This window comes from Alkalihalobacterium sp. TH-98 (assembly GCF_057473385.1).
Genome location: NZ_JBYCKM010000044.1, coordinates 98,435 through 114,860 on the forward strand (window position 1 = coordinate 98,435; position 16,426 = coordinate 114,860).

Here is a 16,426-nt window from a genome sequence, read left to right on the forward strand (position 1 = left end):
CATGGACAAAAAGCAACAAATGGAACAGATCGTTAACAATTTCTTACAGCATGCACAGTCAATTTCCGGTGATTTAAAAACAAATTTAAATCAAGTGAAAGAGCAGCTCCAATCAATGTCAGCAGAGGACATTGATATGAAAAGTGACCATGTATTTACGTCTCCAGCCAGTCAGCATCAGCATCAAGATGATCCACAATCGATGCTTCAATCGATGTACAGCGAGATGGAAAGAGTGGCTAGACAAGAGCAAGATAACCAACAATTACAAGAAGTGATCCAACAAATGAGATACTACTTCAATATTGAAGAAAAAGACGGATTTTTTCCGTAAGAAGATCTGACATAAAAGCTGTAACAACAATATTTATTTTTTATAATAATCTTACAAGGTGCTCCTTAACCAAAGAGTTGGCTCCAACTGTTCTCTCTCCAACTCCCCCTAGTAGCTATCCATTTCATTGGATAGCTATTTTTTTTTTGGTCGAAATGAAGAAAACACAATTAATAAAAAAACTTTAAAAAAGAAGTAGACAATGAAGGAAACCGAATACTGGTACTCGAAAAAGGGTAAGAATTAGAGAAAATACTTGTCTTTGCTAATAATTAGAAGAGTAGATTAATACTGTGGTAGTAAGAGAACTTTTCGAAGAGGAGGCAGAGCTTTGCAACTTACAATGAATGATATTATGAATTTCGATTTGTTGGATTCGGCTCGTGTCCTTTCTGGGGAAAAGTATTTGAAAGAACGTTATGTCGAGTGGGTTTCCATTACAGAAAACCCAGTTGAAAACTTTGTCCGTAAAAATGAACTGGTTTTAACGACTGGCATTGGCTGTGAACAAAATATTGACGCTTTTGAACAATATGTTCAAGATGTTGTCGATTCTGAAGCAAGTGCCTTAGCAGTTGCCACGGGTCGTTATATTTATGATATCCCGACTGAAGTCATTCAACTGGCTGAGCAAGCGCAGTTTCCAATCATCGAAATTCCTTGGGAAATAAGGTTTGCAGATATTACACATGAGGTCATGAAAGAACTGAACCGCAGGCAACAACAAGAATTAAAAGAGTCTGAAAAAGTCCAACAGCAACTGATAAACATATTATTAAATGGTGGAAATTTAGACAAAGTGGCACAATATGTCGGAAAGAATATTCAGGCCCCCGTACTCATAACTGACAAAGATGGTCAAGTCAAAGGAAGTGCCAGGCAAACGAAAGAGCTTCGATCGATGTGGGGAAAGCTAAGAACAGATAATAAAGTCCCTCACCATACGTTTATCACAGATGATACGACACACCATCCGCTTCATCAAAAAATTTATAAACTAGATCATCCCCCGTGGAAAATTGTCCAATTACCGATCATACAAGATGTTCATCGTGTTCTCGGATTTTTATTTATTATTTTACATTCTACTCACCCTCTTAAAGATGACCTCAGCCATTTTTCTATTAATCTTCTTGAACACGCTTCAACCGCAAGTGCCTTATGGTTTTTACGTGAAAATGCAGTGCTAGAAACTGAATTTAAGTTGCGAGATGATTTCGTATGCAGTATCGCCAAAGGAGATTTAACCTCTTGGGAACGGATAAGTGAGCGCGCGAGACTGCTAGGATATGATGTAAGTGTTCCGTATGTTTGTATTGTCGGTTATCCCGAAAATTTGCGAGCCATGTATGAAAAGAGCGATCAAATTAAGCATACGAGTTATGAAAAGTGGCTGCATAGCATGGTCTATTACATTGAAGAAGAAGTGGTATTTGCAAGCCAATCTTTAGAAAAGCAACTGCTCATGACCTATCAACTGGATGAAATTATTATTTTCCTTGAAGCAACCGTCGTCTCGAGAAAAGACAGTGTGCATTATTTTCTCGATCTGCTCGAACGACGATTGGGCAATTTATTACCAGGAGTAGTCATGTCGTGGGGGATTGGCAGAGTGTATGATGAGGAATTAAAGTTTACAAAAAGTTATCGAGATGCGCAGCAGTCACTCGAAATTGGCAGACGCCAAAAAGGACCGGGTCAGAGAATGTATTACGATGACTCGAAGGTCGAACGCATCTTATTATCTTTAAGTGAAAATGAAGAAGTCCAACACCTATCAGAATCCGTAATCACACCATTAATCAATTACGATCAAGTACGACAAATGGAGCTCGTCCGTACATTTATAATATTCACGCAGTATCATTACAATGTTAGCAAAACAGCACGCAGCCTGTCCCTCCACCGCCAATCGTTGTTATACCGCCTCAGAAAAATTGAAAAACTAACCAAACTATCACTCGTAAATCCAGACGACTTATTCCTATTAAACTTAAGTATTCGAATATGGCTGGCCACATCCGCACCAGAAGATGCCCGCAACTATATTCACTCTCAGAAGCCGCTCATTGAATGAAGGTAGATTGTATATTTAATTCGTAGATTAGTGTTGGGTAGAAAAATAAAATAAGTAGGGAAGGGATATAAATCGGGTGAGATTTATATCTCTTTTTTAGGTTAGTAGAGAGAGTTTAATAGACCGCATGAGCTAAGTGAAGGCGACATCTATTAGCTAAAAGCAGTGATTGGAGTGTAGTGGAGGAAAAAATTAGGGGAAAGCGTGAACGAAAAGTGCTGGATCGTGTGCGGTAGAGGGAAAAATTAGGAGGAAGCGTGAACGAAAAGCGCTGGATCGTGAGTGGTAGAGGAAAAAATTAGGAGAAAGCGTGAACGAAAACCGTTGGATCGTGAGCGGTAGAGGGAATAATTAGGAGGAAGCGTGAACGAAAAGCAGTGAATCGTGTGCGATAGAGGATAAAATTAGGGAAAGCGTGAATGAAAAGCGTGGAATGGTGTGCGGTGGAGGAAAAAAACAGGAGAAAGTGTAAACGAAAAGGAATGGTGAGCCGTAGAGGAAAAAACTAGGAGAAAGTGTGAATGGAAAGCACGGAATGATGAGCCGTGGAGGAAAGAATTAGGAGGAAGCGTGAACGAAAAGCGCTGAAACGTGAGCGGTAGAGGGAAAAACTAGGAGAAAGCGTGAATCAAAAGCAGTGAATGATGTGCGGTAGAGGGAAAAATTAGGAGAAAGAGTGAACGAAAAGCGCTGGATCGTGAGTGGTAGAGGGGAAAATTAGGAGAAAGCGTGAACGAAAAGCGCTGAATCGTGAGCGTTGGAGGGAATAATTAGGAGGAAGCGTGAACGAAAAGCGGCGATAGTGAGCGATAGAGGAAAAAAATAGGAGGAAGCGTGGACGAAAAGTGGCGATAGTGAGCGAAAGAGGAAAAAAATAGGAGGAAGCGTGGACAAAAAGCAGTGAATAGTGAGCGGTATAGGAAAAAACTAGGTGAAACTATGAACTAAAGCAGTGTTTAGAACACAATAAAGGAAAAAATTAGGTAAAACTATGAACTAAAGCAGTGATTAGAGCAAAATAAAGGAAAAAATTAGGTCAATACATGAACTAAAACTGTGATTAAATAACAATAAAGGAAAAATATAGTAGTAATAAATAGTGCATTAAAGAGAGTAATTAGTGCAAATGAGGTTACCCTCGCCCCCCATCCGAAGCCCCGCGACAGCCCATCACAAATTCCCGCAAAACCCCCACAACACCCAAAACCTAACAAAAGTGTAATACATGATAACTGATTATTCTTACACTTTTTACAATATCGTGTCCGGTGCCTTTCGCTTATGATAATAACAAATCACAAAAGTAAGGAAAAAAGAAGAAAGGGGCGAAAGGAGTGGGAGAAGATGCTCCATTTTACACATGGGGAATTTCATGAGCGTTTGCGTCGAACAAAAGAGAAAATGGTTCAAGAAGGAATTGAAGTGCTTGTTGTGACCGACCCCGCCAATATGAATTATTTATCAGGATATAATGGGTGGTCATTTTATGTTCATCAAGCACTAATCGTAATTATCGATGAACCGCAGCCACTATGGATTGGTAGAGAAATGGATGCGAATGCTGCGAAAGTAACGAGCTGGCTCTTTCATGAGCATATTATTCCGTACCCAGATTATTACGTGAATTCGGATACAACACACCCGTATGATTTTATCGGAAACATTCTAAAAGAAATTGGGCAAAGCAAACGAGTAATCGGGCTCGAAATGGATAATTACTATTTTTCTGCGAAGTGCTTTGAACGCCTATTAAAAGCTCTTCCTCAAGCTGTTTTTAGAGACAGTACGAATCTCGTCAATTGGGTGCGCATCATAAAGTCGGATACGGAAATTGAATATATGAAACGCGCAGGTCAAATCGCCGTTCGTGCAATGAAAGTCGGCATTGAATCGATTGATGTTGGTGTACGTGAATGCGATGTGGCGGCGAAAATTTTTGAAGCTCAAATTAAAGGAACACCTGAATTCGGTGGCGATTACCCCGCGATCGTTCCACTCATGCCAGCAGGTGAACACACATCGACGCCGCACATTACGTGGACAGAGGAAACGTACAAACCGAATACGACTGTTTTAATTGAATTAGCTGGATGTTATCAAAGATATCACGCTCCCCTCGCCCGAACTGTAACCATTGGAGAGCCAGAAGAAAAGGTGAAGGACTTATCTGAAGTTGTTATTGAGGGGATGGAGAGTGCATTAGACGTAATTAAACCTGGGATTACATGTGAAGAAGTAGAGCGCGCCTGGAGAAAATCAATACAGAAAAGAGGCTACCAAAAAGAGTCAAGAATTGGTTACTCAGTCGGCTTAAACTATCCACCAGACTGGGGGGAGCATACGGCAAGCTTACGTCCAGGTGATCAAACGGTCTTAAAGCCGAATATGACCTTTCATATGATCCTAGGCATCTGGATGGATGACTATGGCGTTGAATTAAGTGAGTCCTTCCGTGTCACGAAAACAGGTTATGAATTATTAGCAAGTGCACCGAGAAAGTTGTTTGTCAAACACGCAGGAAAGAAATTATGGCCAGGGGGAATGGGAGCGTAATTAATTCAAGGAGGTAGATCGTATGGAAAACAAAATGAAAAAAGCAAATATGGGGACAAAAGCCGTCTGGGCAGGGGAGAAGGACTATCTGGTTCATGGAGCAACTCAAGTACCTGTCATACCGAGTGTCGCTTACAACTATGATGATATGGATGAGTGGTATGAAGTCGCGGTTGGACGTAAAAAAGGACATATTTATGGCCGAAACACGAATCCAACCGTTCAAGCATTCGAAGATAAATTAAAAGAACTTGAAGAAGCAACGACAGCGACGAGTTTCTCAACGGGGATGGCGGCGATTAGTAATACGCTTTATACCTTTTTGCGACCAGGCGATCGTGTTGTAACGATTAAAGATACGTACGGCGGAACGAATAAAATTTTTACGGAATTCTTACCCCAAATGGACGTAGAAATTACGTTCTGTGAAACGGGTAATCATGCAGAAGTAGAAAAGGAAGTCGCCAAAGGCTGCAAGATCTTATATCTCGAAACCCCAACGAATCCAACTGTAAAAATTACCGATATTAAGCGCATGGCCGAAGCCGGTCAAAAAGCTGGAGCGATCGTCATCGTTGACAATACATTTGCGACACCGTTAAACCAGCAACCGTTAAAGCTTGGAGCGGATATCGTCCTTCATAGTGCAACAAAATTTCTCGGTGGTCACGCGGATGCATTAGGCGGAGTGGCGTGCAGTAATAACGAAGAGTATATCGAAAAAATTTATCATTACCGAGAAATCAACGGGGCAACGATGGATCCGTGGGCGGCATACCTCATCTTACGTGGAATGAAAACGCTCGAGCTTCGCGTTCGACGTCAAGAAGAAAATGCATTAAAGCTAGCAAACTATTTAAAGTCAGAAGAGTTGGTCGAATCCGTATTTTACCCAGGACTTGAGGAGCATCCGAACCACGATATTGCGAAAAAGCAAATGGTTGGCTTCGGGGGCATGATGAGCTTCTCTGTAAAAGGCGGCATGGATACCGTAAAAGATCTTTTACCAAACTTAACCTTTGCTCATCGTGCTGCAAACTTAGGAGCAGTTGAGACGACAGTAGGCCCGGCAAGAACGACTAGCCATGTGGAGTGTACCCCAGAAGAGCGTAAAGCGATGGGAATACCTGAAGGACTCATTCGCGTCTCATGCGGGATTGAAAATGCGGAAGATATCATCAACGATTTTAAAGAAGCCTTTACGCATGTGAAAAAGGCAGTTCGCTAGCCATTTCTGAAGGAGGCTTAGAATATGCAGAAACTTGCTTTATTAGGATTTGGCACAGTTGGTCAAGGATTGGCGGAAATTTTAGCAGAAAAAAAAGAGGCCTTGAAAGCAGAAACCGGTTGGGAAGGAAAAATCGTTGCAATTTCAGATGTCATGAAAGGCTCCATATATGATCCAGACGGCCTTGATATAGAAAAAGCATTACACATTGTCAAACGAACAGGGACTCTTGATGACTACCCCGATAGCGAGCGATTGGTTCGTGACTTAGACAGCTTTGAAACGATTGAGCAAACGAACGCAGATACGATTGTCGAAGTGACGTTCACCGATGTCAAAACAGGCCAACCGGCAATCGATCATTGCAAAGCGGCGTTTAGAGCAGGAAAACATGTCGTAATGAGTAATAAAGGTCCAGTAGCTTTAGCTTATAAGGAGCTGTCACAATTAGCGAAACAACACGGTGTGCGCTGGGGATTTGAAGGAACGGTCATGAGCGGTACGCCTGCGCTTAGAATGCCGCTCGCAGCACTAGCAGGTAACGAAATCAAAGAAATTACAGGCATTTTAAACGGAACGACGAACTACATGTTACTCAGAATGGAAGAAGGGCTTTCCTATGAAGAAGCACTCGAAGAAGCACAACAACTCGGGTATGCCGAAGCAGACCCTACGAGTGATGTAGAAGGCTATGATGCGCGGTATAAGATCGTTATTCTCGCTAATACCGTCATGAATTCTTTGCTAAAAGTCGATGATGTCCAGTGTGAGGGGATCACTCACCTGACCCCTTATGATATTAAAAAAGCGAAATCAAAAGGGAAGCGTTGGAAATTAATTGCTCGTGTCAGCAACGAAAATGGCAAAATCAAAGCATCGGTACAACCAGAAATGATCGATGAAACCCATCCACTCGCTTCCATTCAAGGAGTTCTAAATGCAGTTACTTTTGAGTGTGATTTAGCTGGAACGATCACCCTTTCAGGCCCTGGGGCAGGACGAACGGAAACAGGGTATTCCTTGTTAATTGATTTATTGAATATATATAGGAACCATTTATGATTTTCACAGCCCAAAAAGAATGTTGTCAGTTAATTGAGCGACAAAGCTTGATAGACAGATGGAGGTTTTATAAAAAAGAAAGGTGGGAAAGCCAATGAAAGTTCGAGTGGCACAAAGGAAAATGTTTCTCGCCGGAAAGTGGGTGACCCGAGACCAGACGATTACAGTAACCAATCCAGAAAATAATGAAGCTATTGCTACAGTGCCGGCAGCGACAAAGGAAGATATGCTTGAAGCGGTTCAAGCGGCAAAAAAAGGAGCTGTCGTGTCAGCAAAGTTGCCTGTTTTTAAGCGAATTGAAATTATCCAGCGAGCGGCCGATTTCATAGAAGAACAACAAGAAGATTTTGCGGTCACGATTGCCTTAGAAGGCAGCAAAACGATCCGCGAAGCGAGAAAAGAAGTAGCACGATGCATTCAAACATTGCGCATCAGTGCAGAAGAAGGGCGGCGATTAGAAGGAAAAACGATCCCTTTTGATCAAAGCAGTGGAAATGAAAATCGTTTAGGATATTACTCTTTGTTCCCGATTGGAATTATCGGCGCGATCACACCGTTCAATGATCCATTGAACTTAGTCGCTCATAAAATTGGTCCAGCAGTAGCCTCAGGTAATGCGATTATTGTAAAACCGGCAACTGTGACACCGCTTAGTGCATTAAAGCTAGCAGAAGCGTTTTCAAAGGCCGGGCTTCCAGATGGAATTTTATCCGTCATTACGGGTAGAGGCGCTGAAGTCGGAGATACACTCGTTACTCATCCTGACGTTAGAATGATTTCCTTTACAGGTGGCTTAGAAACAGGAACAGAAATAGCGAAAAAAGCGGGCTTGAAAAAACTAAGTATGGAACTCGGATCGAACTCTCCCGTCATTGTGTTGAATGACGCCAATCTCAATCACGCAGTTGACTCTACAGTTTCTGGAGCGTTTTGGGCAGCCGGTCAAAACTGCTTAGGCGTTCAACGCATTTATGTAGAAAAAGATGTGTATGAAGAGTTCACAGCACAATTTGTTGAACAAACAAAAACCTATCGAAAAGGCAGCAAGTTGTTTGATAGTACTGATATGGGGCCGCTCATTCATGAACGAGAGGCGATCCGAGTTGAAAAACTAGTGAATGAGGCGATCAAACAAGGAGCCACTTTAGCATGCGGTGGAAACCGAGAAGGAGCATATCTCGAGCCGACGGTGTTAACAAACGTCCCGCCAAATGCAACGATCGCTAAAGAAGAAATCTTTGGCCCCGTCGTTCTGATTTTCGCAGTCAATAGTTTACAAGAGGCAATTGAACGGGCAAATGATGTGAACTATGGCTTGCAGGCAGGGATCTTTACCAATCACCTCCAGGCTGCTTTTGAAGCGATCCAAAGGCTCGATGTCGGTGGTGTCATGGTGAACGACAGCAGTGACTTCCGTATTGACAGCATGCCATTCGGTGGCGTCAAAGGATCAGGATTAGGAAGAGAAGGTGTGAAATACGCTATTCAAGAAATGACAGAACCAAAAGTGGTTTGCTTCAACCTTTAAAAGTTTTTATATCAAAATAGAGTGGTAGGGCTGTGTGTAGGTTCCTATCACTTTTTTTGTTGTCTATCGCCGATACCTCTCGATCTCCTTACCAATTCCCTATTTCTTACTTTTCTATTCTTAAAACAAGCGTCACGTAAATAAGTTAACACTAAGAAAGGCGTAATAAATGTTCTTAATAAAGAATGAAAGGACTTAAGTACCGTTTACTATAACGAACTTTAATCATATAATATTCTTTATAAAGAACGAAGTGGTGTTACCAAAGCAGGAGAGGAGGGTCATCAAATAATGCAGACCATTGATATAGAAAGTCCAATTCAGGCGGAATTAATGATACATCTCGTGAAAGACAACGTAGTCAACTCGAAATGTACTTATGTTAATGTATTTGAGTTCACAACAACATCACTTATATTTATTAGTTCTTTAAAATTTCCAGTTTCAGAGCAGGTCATTTATCGAACGACTCTTAATATATTTGGAAAGTCAATGGAAGTATACGGAATGATTTTAACGTGCGTGAAAAATGTTCAAAGTAAAGAGTATTACTATGAAATGAATTTTAAGACGAATTGAGGAATATCGATAAAAATGACAAAATAAAAAGGGTGAGGTAAATATGAATGGGGGGAATATTAGGGAGCTGCGAAGAAAGAAAGGTTTATCCTTAGATCGACTCTCTGAATTGTCAGGTGTTTCTAAGTCCTATTTAAGTTATATTGAGCGCGGTTTACAGACGAACCCGAGTTTATCGGTTTTGGAAAAGATGGCACAAGCACTTGGTGTTGAGCTAATTCACTTAATAGAAGTAATGAATTCGGAAGAAGAAGACAAACAATCCACCTCCATGTAGAGAGGTGGATTGTTTGTTTTTTCAATATATTGAACTTCCAATTAATTGTTGTTTTTACGCCACTTGTTAAATTCTAAGTACTCACGGAACTGTTCTTTTGAGACACCAGACTCCATCGCTTCTTTAACTAATTCCACCCAAGCTGAATCGAGGTCGTATTCTAACTCAGTTTTCTTTTCTTTATTTTCGTTTAATAGTGTTTCAACACTAACACCTAATACCGAAGAAATTTTTTCTAGGAATTGTATGGAGGGATTAGATTGGATGTTTCTTTCTATAGAACTTAAATAGGATTTTGCTACACCAGCGGATTCTGCTAATTCAGATAAAGACAAGCCTTTTTCTAATCGTAATCGTTTGACTGTTTCTCCGATCATCTGTATCGTTTCCTCTCTCAACCTGTATACTTATAGGAATTATAACAGTTTAAGGCTTGTTCTGTAAATAGAACTGCGAGATCATGTTTTAACGGTTTTGTTAAGGTATTCTTTAATTTCTTCAATCGTAAACCCTAATTCTTTAGCTTTAATTATTAAAGCTGTCCATTCTTTGTCCAAAGCCTCACAGGTCTTTGTGTTCATTCTTCTACCTCCTAGTTCCTGTACACAGTAATATCAGTCTACTGTCAGTATAGCAATAGGTCTATATATAAACACGGCGATCAATAGTTAATAAAATAGTTGGGAATTTGCGACTACAATTAGTTAACCCATTACCATCATATAAAAAAATAGGAAAAACTTTTAGTTACTGAAGTCATATTTATAGTAACAGTTGCAATAAATTTCCAATCGACATTTTATTTAGAGCGCGTAACACTTAGTGTAAATGTGTTTGTAAAGAATACTCTTAGAAAAAAAAACTATTCAACCTTTACTTTTAGACAAAAACTTCCGAATTTCTACAGTTCATTTATGGGTCAAAAGAAGGTATTTATAGTTTGGTAGTCCTACACTATTTCAATAGTGGTTATAGTAAAACTAATTTGACTTGGGAAACTAAGCTATTTAACTTAAGACTATACTCATAAAATTTATGATAGCGCTACCTTTCTTCTTGATTGCGATTACATTGCTCTAAAAAGGCTTTAACATCATCTAGCTGAAGTCCGATCTCTCTTGCATCTTTCATAAGTAAAATCCACTCTAAATCCAGCAGCCTTTCCTCGCAGGGTATTTCAGTAGGTTTCATACGATCTCTCCCTTTTCCTAATACTCCATTTTATTCTTCTTAATGTTCATTATATAGAACGATATTAGATAATCAAATAAGGTAATTGAAGAAAAATAGTGAAAAATAGACAGAATCAGTCGCTTTACGTTCGTTATATAGTATTTTTAGAGATTTTCCCTTTTTTAATTACTTTCTAGTAAGGCAGGTTCAGTTTGTAAAAAAAGTGATACGGGATGAACAAGTTTCATCTCATATCACTTTTCTCATATTATAGCGTAGCGTAAAAAGAGGAGGTCTTTTTGTTAATCGTGAACGTCCTTGATGTGCGAATGGTTTTTGCAGTTTTTTCAGTTTTCAAGAAAAAAGATCGCACTTCATCTGTATTCATACCTAAATCTTTCGCTTCCTTCATTAATTCAACCCATTCGTGATCAAGGTTTAATATCCCGCTACTCTTCATAATCATTACCTCCTAAAATACATTAAGCATTTCAGGTAGTCCAGCCATCATCATTGAGAATTCAACCTTAGACCTGTGACTTTGCGTCCCTACCTTTCAATAGGTTTGCCCTTTGACTGATTACTTTATTTTTTAATAATTAACATACTTTTTTACAATTTATATGACTTATGGCTTGTCATTAGTAGTATAAAGGATGAGAAAATTTTGTGGTGTTGAAGAGTGTCGATGTAATAAAATTTAGAAAGTAATGAATTTTGACAATGTTATAACACAAAATAGGTATAATTAACCTATTAAACAATATGAAAACAGTGAAAAGGTTATTTTTATAGTTATTTAGTCCTCTTTACGTAGTTGGAAGTTTATAAACCTTAAGGTATAGCCCAAATGTAGCAGGAATAAATTGTAAAATAGCAATAGATAATTGGAGATAATGTCGAGATTTTACTAACGAAAGTTTTATTTTTCTATAAAGGTAATTATGTTTTAATCTTATAGAAGAAAAATGTTGACTATTTAAGTATTACATTGAAAGAGTTGTTTTTGTGATTAGATCAAGTTAAATATGTTTCTTAAAGTGTAATATTTAAAAAATTTCACATATTTTTTGTGTACAGACACAACCGAGCCCATCCCTACATAGACATAAGATATCAAACCTTATGGGGGTGAGGAAGTGTCATTATTTGCAGCCATCACCTATTTCTTTAAGGAAGTCATTGTTTTTGTATCGTACGTAAAAAACAATGCCTTCCCGCAACCGCTTTCGAAAGCAGAGGAGCAAAAGTACTTACAGCTCATGGAGCAAGGAGACGAAGAAGCTCGAAATCGCCTCATTGAACATAATTTACGATTGGTTGCCCATATCGTTAAAAAGTTTGAAAATACACGTGAGGATACCGAAGACTTGATCTCGATAGGTACGATTGGGTTAATAAAGGCGATTGAGAGCTATTCGCAAGGTAAAGGAACGAAATTAGCGACATATGCAGCAAGGTGTATTGAAAATGAAATCCTCATGCACCTTCGTGCGTTAAAGAAAGTAAAAAAAGATGTTTCTCTCCATGATCCAATTGGAACGGATAAGGAAGGAAACGAAATTACGTTAATTGATGTCCTTCAAGAAGAAACCGATGACATCGTTGACACGATCCAACTGAAAATGGAAAAGAAACAAATTTACGATTACATCCACGTTCTAGATGAACGAGAAAAAGAAGTCATTGTCGGGCGGTTCGGCTTAGACTTAATGAAGGAAAGAACACAAAGAGAAATTGCAAAAGAATTAAACATTTCGAGAAGCTATGTTTCTCGGATTGAAAAGAGAGCTTTAATGAAGTTGTTTCATGAATTTTACCGGAGAAATAACGGGCAGGTATAGAATGAGAAAGGAAGTATGAGAAGAGTAACTTCTCATACTTCCTTTTAGTTGAATTCCATATTGTTTTTCACATGCATTCCAAAAGTATATCGAAATGATACTAGTTTCCATATAAATATAAGAAAGGCAGCGTGAGAATAGTCGTTCTTACGCTGTCTTTTGACGTTTAATTAATCGGTTTTGCATATATAATATAACGGTCCGGTGCACTGCCGACATAAGAAAATGGATAACACGTCGTGACAACTAGTACTTCATGCGGTGCTGTTGAGCCTATAATCGTTCGGTCATCAGCATCCACGATTTTCGTACTTTCAATTTCATACACAAACTCCCCGTAAGGAAGTTTAATAATAAATCGATCCCCAATTTCAAGCTCGCCCATTCTACGAAACACGGTGTCTCGGTGCCCGGATAAGACAATTTGATCGTTTTGCGTTGGCCAAGCTGTTCCTTTGTAGTGACCAACACCTTTTTCTAATTCATCTTCATCTGTTCCTTCAACGATTGGAAGTTCTGCATGAATGGAAGGTATCGATAATATTCCAACGGTTTCTCCCACTTCAGGATTAAAGTCGTCGATGGTAGGTTGAACGTTATCCGCTGTTTCTGACGTTTTGAGAAGTTCATAAGCAGATGTAAGACTGGCTTTTTGAGCTGACTGTGTTTGCCAATATTGGTATCCACCGAACAGAAGTAATCCTAGTCCAGCTATGATAAATATGTATGAGAATACTTTCATAAATCTCTTCCTTCTGACTAAAAGTTTAAGTACTTCTATTTTATACTGTGACATTGGAAAACTGCTACAAAAACTTGTCCCTTAAATCCAAAATATAGTAAACTAAATGAAAACGATTACAAATATTTCTAGATTAATAGGATGGGTTGTTGATACTCAATGATCAATAAGTTTATGTCTCCCGAAATTATTTTTGGTAAGGGTGCGTTGGAGCATGTGGGGGAAAGTTTTTTACGGTTAGGTGCAAGGAAAATATTGATTGTCAGTGATACCGGTGTTTGTCGTGCAGGTTGGGTGGATCAGGTGATGGAGAATTGTTTGAATGCTGGTTTGGAGTATTCGACTTTTTTTAATTTGACGACGAATCCGAAAGATTTTGAAGTGACGTACGGGGCGCAAGTGTTTGCAGAGACAGAATGTGATGCGGTGCTTGGGATTGGCGGTGGCAGTGTCTTGGATGTCGCTAAAGCGATTGCGATTGTTGCGACGAATGGTGGAAAGATCAATGATTATGAAGGGGTGGACAAGCTGTTGGCACCGTTACCGCCAACAATTATGGCGTCGACAACGGCTGGTTCAGGCTCTGAAGTTTCTCAATTTTCTGTCATTGTAGACTCGGAGAAGAAAAAGAAGATGACGATTATTTCAAAATCGCTTATTCCTGATATTTCAATCACAGATCCACTGACTTTAGCGACGAAGGATGCGAGTTTAACGGCAGCGACCGGTTTAGATGTGTTAACTCATGCGATTGAAGCGTATGTCAGTATTGCAGCTACACCGCTTACGGATGTCCAAGCAAAGAATGCCATCCAGTTAGTCAGTAAATATTTACGACCGTCTGTTGCTACTAAGTCAAATGAAGAAGCGAAACATGCGATGGCAATGGCGAGTCTTCAAGCGGGCTTAGCATTTTCAAATGCCATATTAGGAGCGGTTCATGCGATTTCTCATGCGGTCGGTGGGCGGTATGAATTATCTCACGGCGAAGTGAATTCAATCCTTTTACCTCATGTGATGGACTTTAATTTGTTAGCAAAACCTGAAAGGTATGTTGAGATTGCTGAATTATTAGGCGTGGATACGAGAGGATTTCAGCCAATGGAAGCAGGAAAAAGAGGAATTGAGGTGATCCGCCAACTCACCAAAGAAGTTGGGGCCCCTCAGCATTTTTCCGAATTAGCCTTACATTCACCAGATGAAGAAAGTATGGACGAAATGGCAACGATGGCACTTGAAGATGCATGCATGATTACGAACCCTCGTGATGTAACGACAAAAGATATAAAGGACATTTTTTCACGAGCGATGTAGGGGAGATGACCAATGCCGATAAATGAAAAACAGATGATGATTGAGAGATTAACAGGGGTTAAATCGTCCAAAAGAAATTACTATACAGAACTGAAAAAAATGGTTGAACAACTCGAAAAGAAGAACATGAAACTGGAAATTATTAATGAAGTGACGAAAAGTTTTACGATTGACATGACGATGGATGAACTTCTGAAAAACATCATGGAAAAACTTGAAAAGCTTTATACGTTTGATCGAATGAGTCTCACGATTTACGAAGGTCAACAGTTAGTCTTGACGAATGTGTATCCGCAAGATTCATTTTTCTTAAAAGTAGGGGAAGTCCTGCCAAATAAAAATTCATTGTATTATCAAGTGATCGATGAAAAGAAGGTTCTTATGAATGATGTGAATGGAACGTATGGACAACTATCTGACGTCGAGAAGAATACGATGAAGCTTTTAGGAATTGAAACGGTTGTTTGCTTACCTCTATTTCGAAAAAAACAAGTGATTGGTGTCCTTAGTCTTGGGAGTAAGACGAGAATTGATTACCCGAATGATGACTTTTCGTTTCTTGAACAACTAGCCGATCAAATGGCGGTATGTATGGAAAACTCTTCGTTATATAATGCGGTGTTAAACGGAAAAAAAGAGTGGGAAGAAACGTTTCGAGCGGTTCAAGATTTAATTTTATTTGTTGGTCTAGATTATCGAATTATTCGCTTTAATGATGCGGTCAAAGCGTTTTTTCAATTAGAAGATGGCGATTTGTATGGAAGAAAAACGTATGAAGTGATTCATTATCAAGATCCAATTGACTGTCCAGTCAGCGAAAGCTATCGGACGAAGAAAACCGCTTTTCGCCAGTCGAGATTGGATCATAATCGAATTTGTGATATTTATACATATCCGGTTTTTAATGAAACGCAAGAAATGTACGGGGTTATTATTTATTTGAAAGATGTAACGAAAAAATTATATACCGAAGCGCAACTGATGCATTCGGGGAAACTGGCTGCCATTGGGGAAATGGCGGCAGGAGTCGCACATGAATTGAATAGTCCGTTAACCGCTGTTATCGGAAATAGTCAATTACTTTTACGTGATTTTAATGAGCAGGACCCTACCTACAATTTATTGAAGGATATTCATAATTGCGGACTGCGAAGTAAGAATATCATCCGTAATTTATTAACGTTTTCCCGCCAAGATGAATATGAATTTGAGCCATGTCAAATTAATAAAGCCGTTGAAGAGGTTTTAAGCTTAATTCGTTATCAGATTGAACGACAATGCGTATCGTTACGTGTCGACCTTGACCCGTCGCTTCCGTTGATAGAAGGTAATTTACAACAGCTCGAACAAATCGTTATTAATTTCATTTTAAATGCAAGAGATGCTTTAGAAGAAACTGAGAAACTAGAAAAAGAGATTTTAATTAAAACAGGGATGAAACAGATCAAAAATGAAACGTTTGTTTATTTGTCGGTACAAGACAATGGGGTGGGCATTAGTGAGCAAGAAATTAACGAAATTTTCCGTCCGTTTTACACGACGAAAGATGCGATGAATGGAACAGGCTTAGGTTTGTCTGTTAGTTTAGGCATAGCCAAAGAACATGGCGGCGGCATTGAAGTAAACAGCGATAAAGGAAAGGGAAGTACATTTATTTTATTAGTGCCCATAAAAAAAGAAGGCAATTAAATAATATCCTTCACGAATACATGAGG

At 39.3% G+C, this 16,426-nt stretch carries 16 protein-coding genes and 1 riboswitch; of the genes, 11 read left to right on the top strand and 5 right to left on the bottom strand.

From position 1 onward, the window contains the following. Position 1: 1 nt before the first annotated feature. The 8 genes from AC2VNP_RS15550 (at position 2) to AC2VNP_RS15585 (ending at position 9,638) form a co-directional block, all read left to right on the top strand. Positions 2–334: a hypothetical protein gene (locus AC2VNP_RS15550; RefSeq protein WP_486918202.1), complete on the top strand. Its 333-nt coding sequence runs from the start codon at positions 2–4 to the stop codon at positions 332–334. A 331-nt stretch (positions 335–665) separates the two neighbouring features. Next, entirely contained in the window at positions 666–2,411 is a 1,746-nt protein-coding gene (locus tag AC2VNP_RS15555; protein ID WP_486918203.1) for a PucR family transcriptional regulator, read from the top strand. Positions 2,412–3,755: 1,344 nt separating this feature from the next. Next, on the top strand, positions 3,756–4,964 hold the full coding sequence (locus AC2VNP_RS15560; protein WP_486918204.1) for a M24 family metallopeptidase: 1,209 nt from the start codon (positions 3,756–3,758) through the stop codon (positions 4,962–4,964). Positions 4,965–4,986: 22 nt separating this feature from the next. Then, positions 4,987–6,192: a cystathionine gamma-synthase family protein gene (locus AC2VNP_RS15565; protein WP_486918205.1), complete on the top strand. Its 1,206-nt coding sequence runs from the start codon at positions 4,987–4,989 to the stop codon at positions 6,190–6,192. Positions 6,193–6,216: 24 nt separating this feature from the next. Next, positions 6,217–7,254, top strand: coding sequence for a homoserine dehydrogenase (locus tag AC2VNP_RS15570; protein ID WP_486918206.1), 1,038 nt, complete (start codon positions 6,217–6,219; stop codon positions 7,252–7,254). 94 nt (positions 7,255–7,348) lie between these two features. Further along, positions 7,349–8,782 (top strand): aldehyde dehydrogenase family protein, encoded by a 1,434-nt coding sequence (locus AC2VNP_RS15575; protein WP_486918207.1) that lies wholly within the window; start codon positions 7,349–7,351, stop codon positions 8,780–8,782. Positions 8,783–9,073: 291 nt separating this feature from the next. Beyond that, the gene (locus AC2VNP_RS15580) at positions 9,074–9,361 is read left to right on the top strand and encodes a hypothetical protein (protein WP_486918208.1); all 288 of its coding nucleotides are present in this window, start codon (positions 9,074–9,076) and stop codon (positions 9,359–9,361) included. Between the two features lie 43 nt (positions 9,362–9,404). Beyond that, positions 9,405–9,638, top strand: a complete 234-nt coding sequence (locus tag AC2VNP_RS15585) for a helix-turn-helix domain-containing protein (protein ID WP_486918209.1) — start codon at positions 9,405–9,407, stop codon at positions 9,636–9,638. A gap of 41 nt (positions 9,639–9,679) precedes the next feature. Here the strand turns inward: AC2VNP_RS15585 and AC2VNP_RS15590 are convergent, their stop codons facing one another. The 4 genes from AC2VNP_RS15590 to AC2VNP_RS15605 all read right to left on the bottom strand — a co-directional run bounded on the left by AC2VNP_RS15590 (position 9,680) and on the right by AC2VNP_RS15605 (position 11,271). Next, the gene (locus tag AC2VNP_RS15590) at positions 9,680–10,015 is read right to left on the bottom strand and encodes a helix-turn-helix domain-containing protein (RefSeq protein ID WP_486918210.1); all 336 of its coding nucleotides are present in this window, start codon (positions 10,013–10,015) and stop codon (positions 9,680–9,682) included. An 81-nt stretch (positions 10,016–10,096) separates the two neighbouring features. Then, a complete protein-coding gene (locus AC2VNP_RS15595) occupies positions 10,097–10,219 on the bottom strand; it encodes an anti-repressor SinI family protein (RefSeq protein ID WP_486918211.1) in 123 nt (40 codons plus the stop codon). 463 nt (positions 10,220–10,682) lie between these two features. Then, entirely contained in the window at positions 10,683–10,829 is a 147-nt protein-coding gene (locus AC2VNP_RS15600; RefSeq protein ID WP_486918212.1) for an anti-repressor SinI family protein, read from the bottom strand. 250 nt (positions 10,830–11,079) lie between these two features. Continuing rightward, entirely contained in the window at positions 11,080–11,271 is a 192-nt protein-coding gene (locus AC2VNP_RS15605) for an anti-repressor SinI family protein (protein WP_486918213.1), read from the bottom strand. Between the two features lie 31 nt (positions 11,272–11,302). Then, a riboswitch (cyclic di-GMP riboswitch) is annotated at positions 11,303–11,391 on the bottom strand. Positions 11,392–11,950: 559 nt separating this feature from the next. On the opposite strand from AC2VNP_RS15605, the gene sigK reads away from it, so the two are divergent. After that, on the top strand, positions 11,951–12,655 hold the full coding sequence (gene sigK, locus AC2VNP_RS15610; RefSeq protein WP_275118437.1) for an RNA polymerase sporulation sigma factor SigK: 705 nt from the start codon (positions 11,951–11,953) through the stop codon (positions 12,653–12,655). A 166-nt stretch (positions 12,656–12,821) separates the two neighbouring features. Here sigK and AC2VNP_RS15615 read toward each other — a convergent pair whose 3' ends face one another. Beyond that, positions 12,822–13,397 carry a class D sortase gene (locus tag AC2VNP_RS15615; RefSeq protein WP_486918214.1) on the bottom strand — a complete coding sequence of 192 codons (576 nt, stop codon included), beginning with the start codon at positions 13,395–13,397 and terminating at the stop codon, positions 12,822–12,824. A gap of 159 nt (positions 13,398–13,556) precedes the next feature. Between AC2VNP_RS15615 and AC2VNP_RS15620 the strand changes: the two genes are divergently transcribed. Further along, a complete protein-coding gene (locus AC2VNP_RS15620) occupies positions 13,557–14,711 on the top strand; it encodes an iron-containing alcohol dehydrogenase (protein WP_486918215.1) in 1,155 nt (384 codons plus the stop codon). A 12-nt stretch (positions 14,712–14,723) separates the two neighbouring features. After that, positions 14,724–16,400: an ATP-binding protein gene (locus tag AC2VNP_RS15625; RefSeq protein ID WP_486918216.1), complete on the top strand. Its 1,677-nt coding sequence runs from the start codon at positions 14,724–14,726 to the stop codon at positions 16,398–16,400. Positions 16,401–16,426 lie beyond the last annotated feature (26 nt).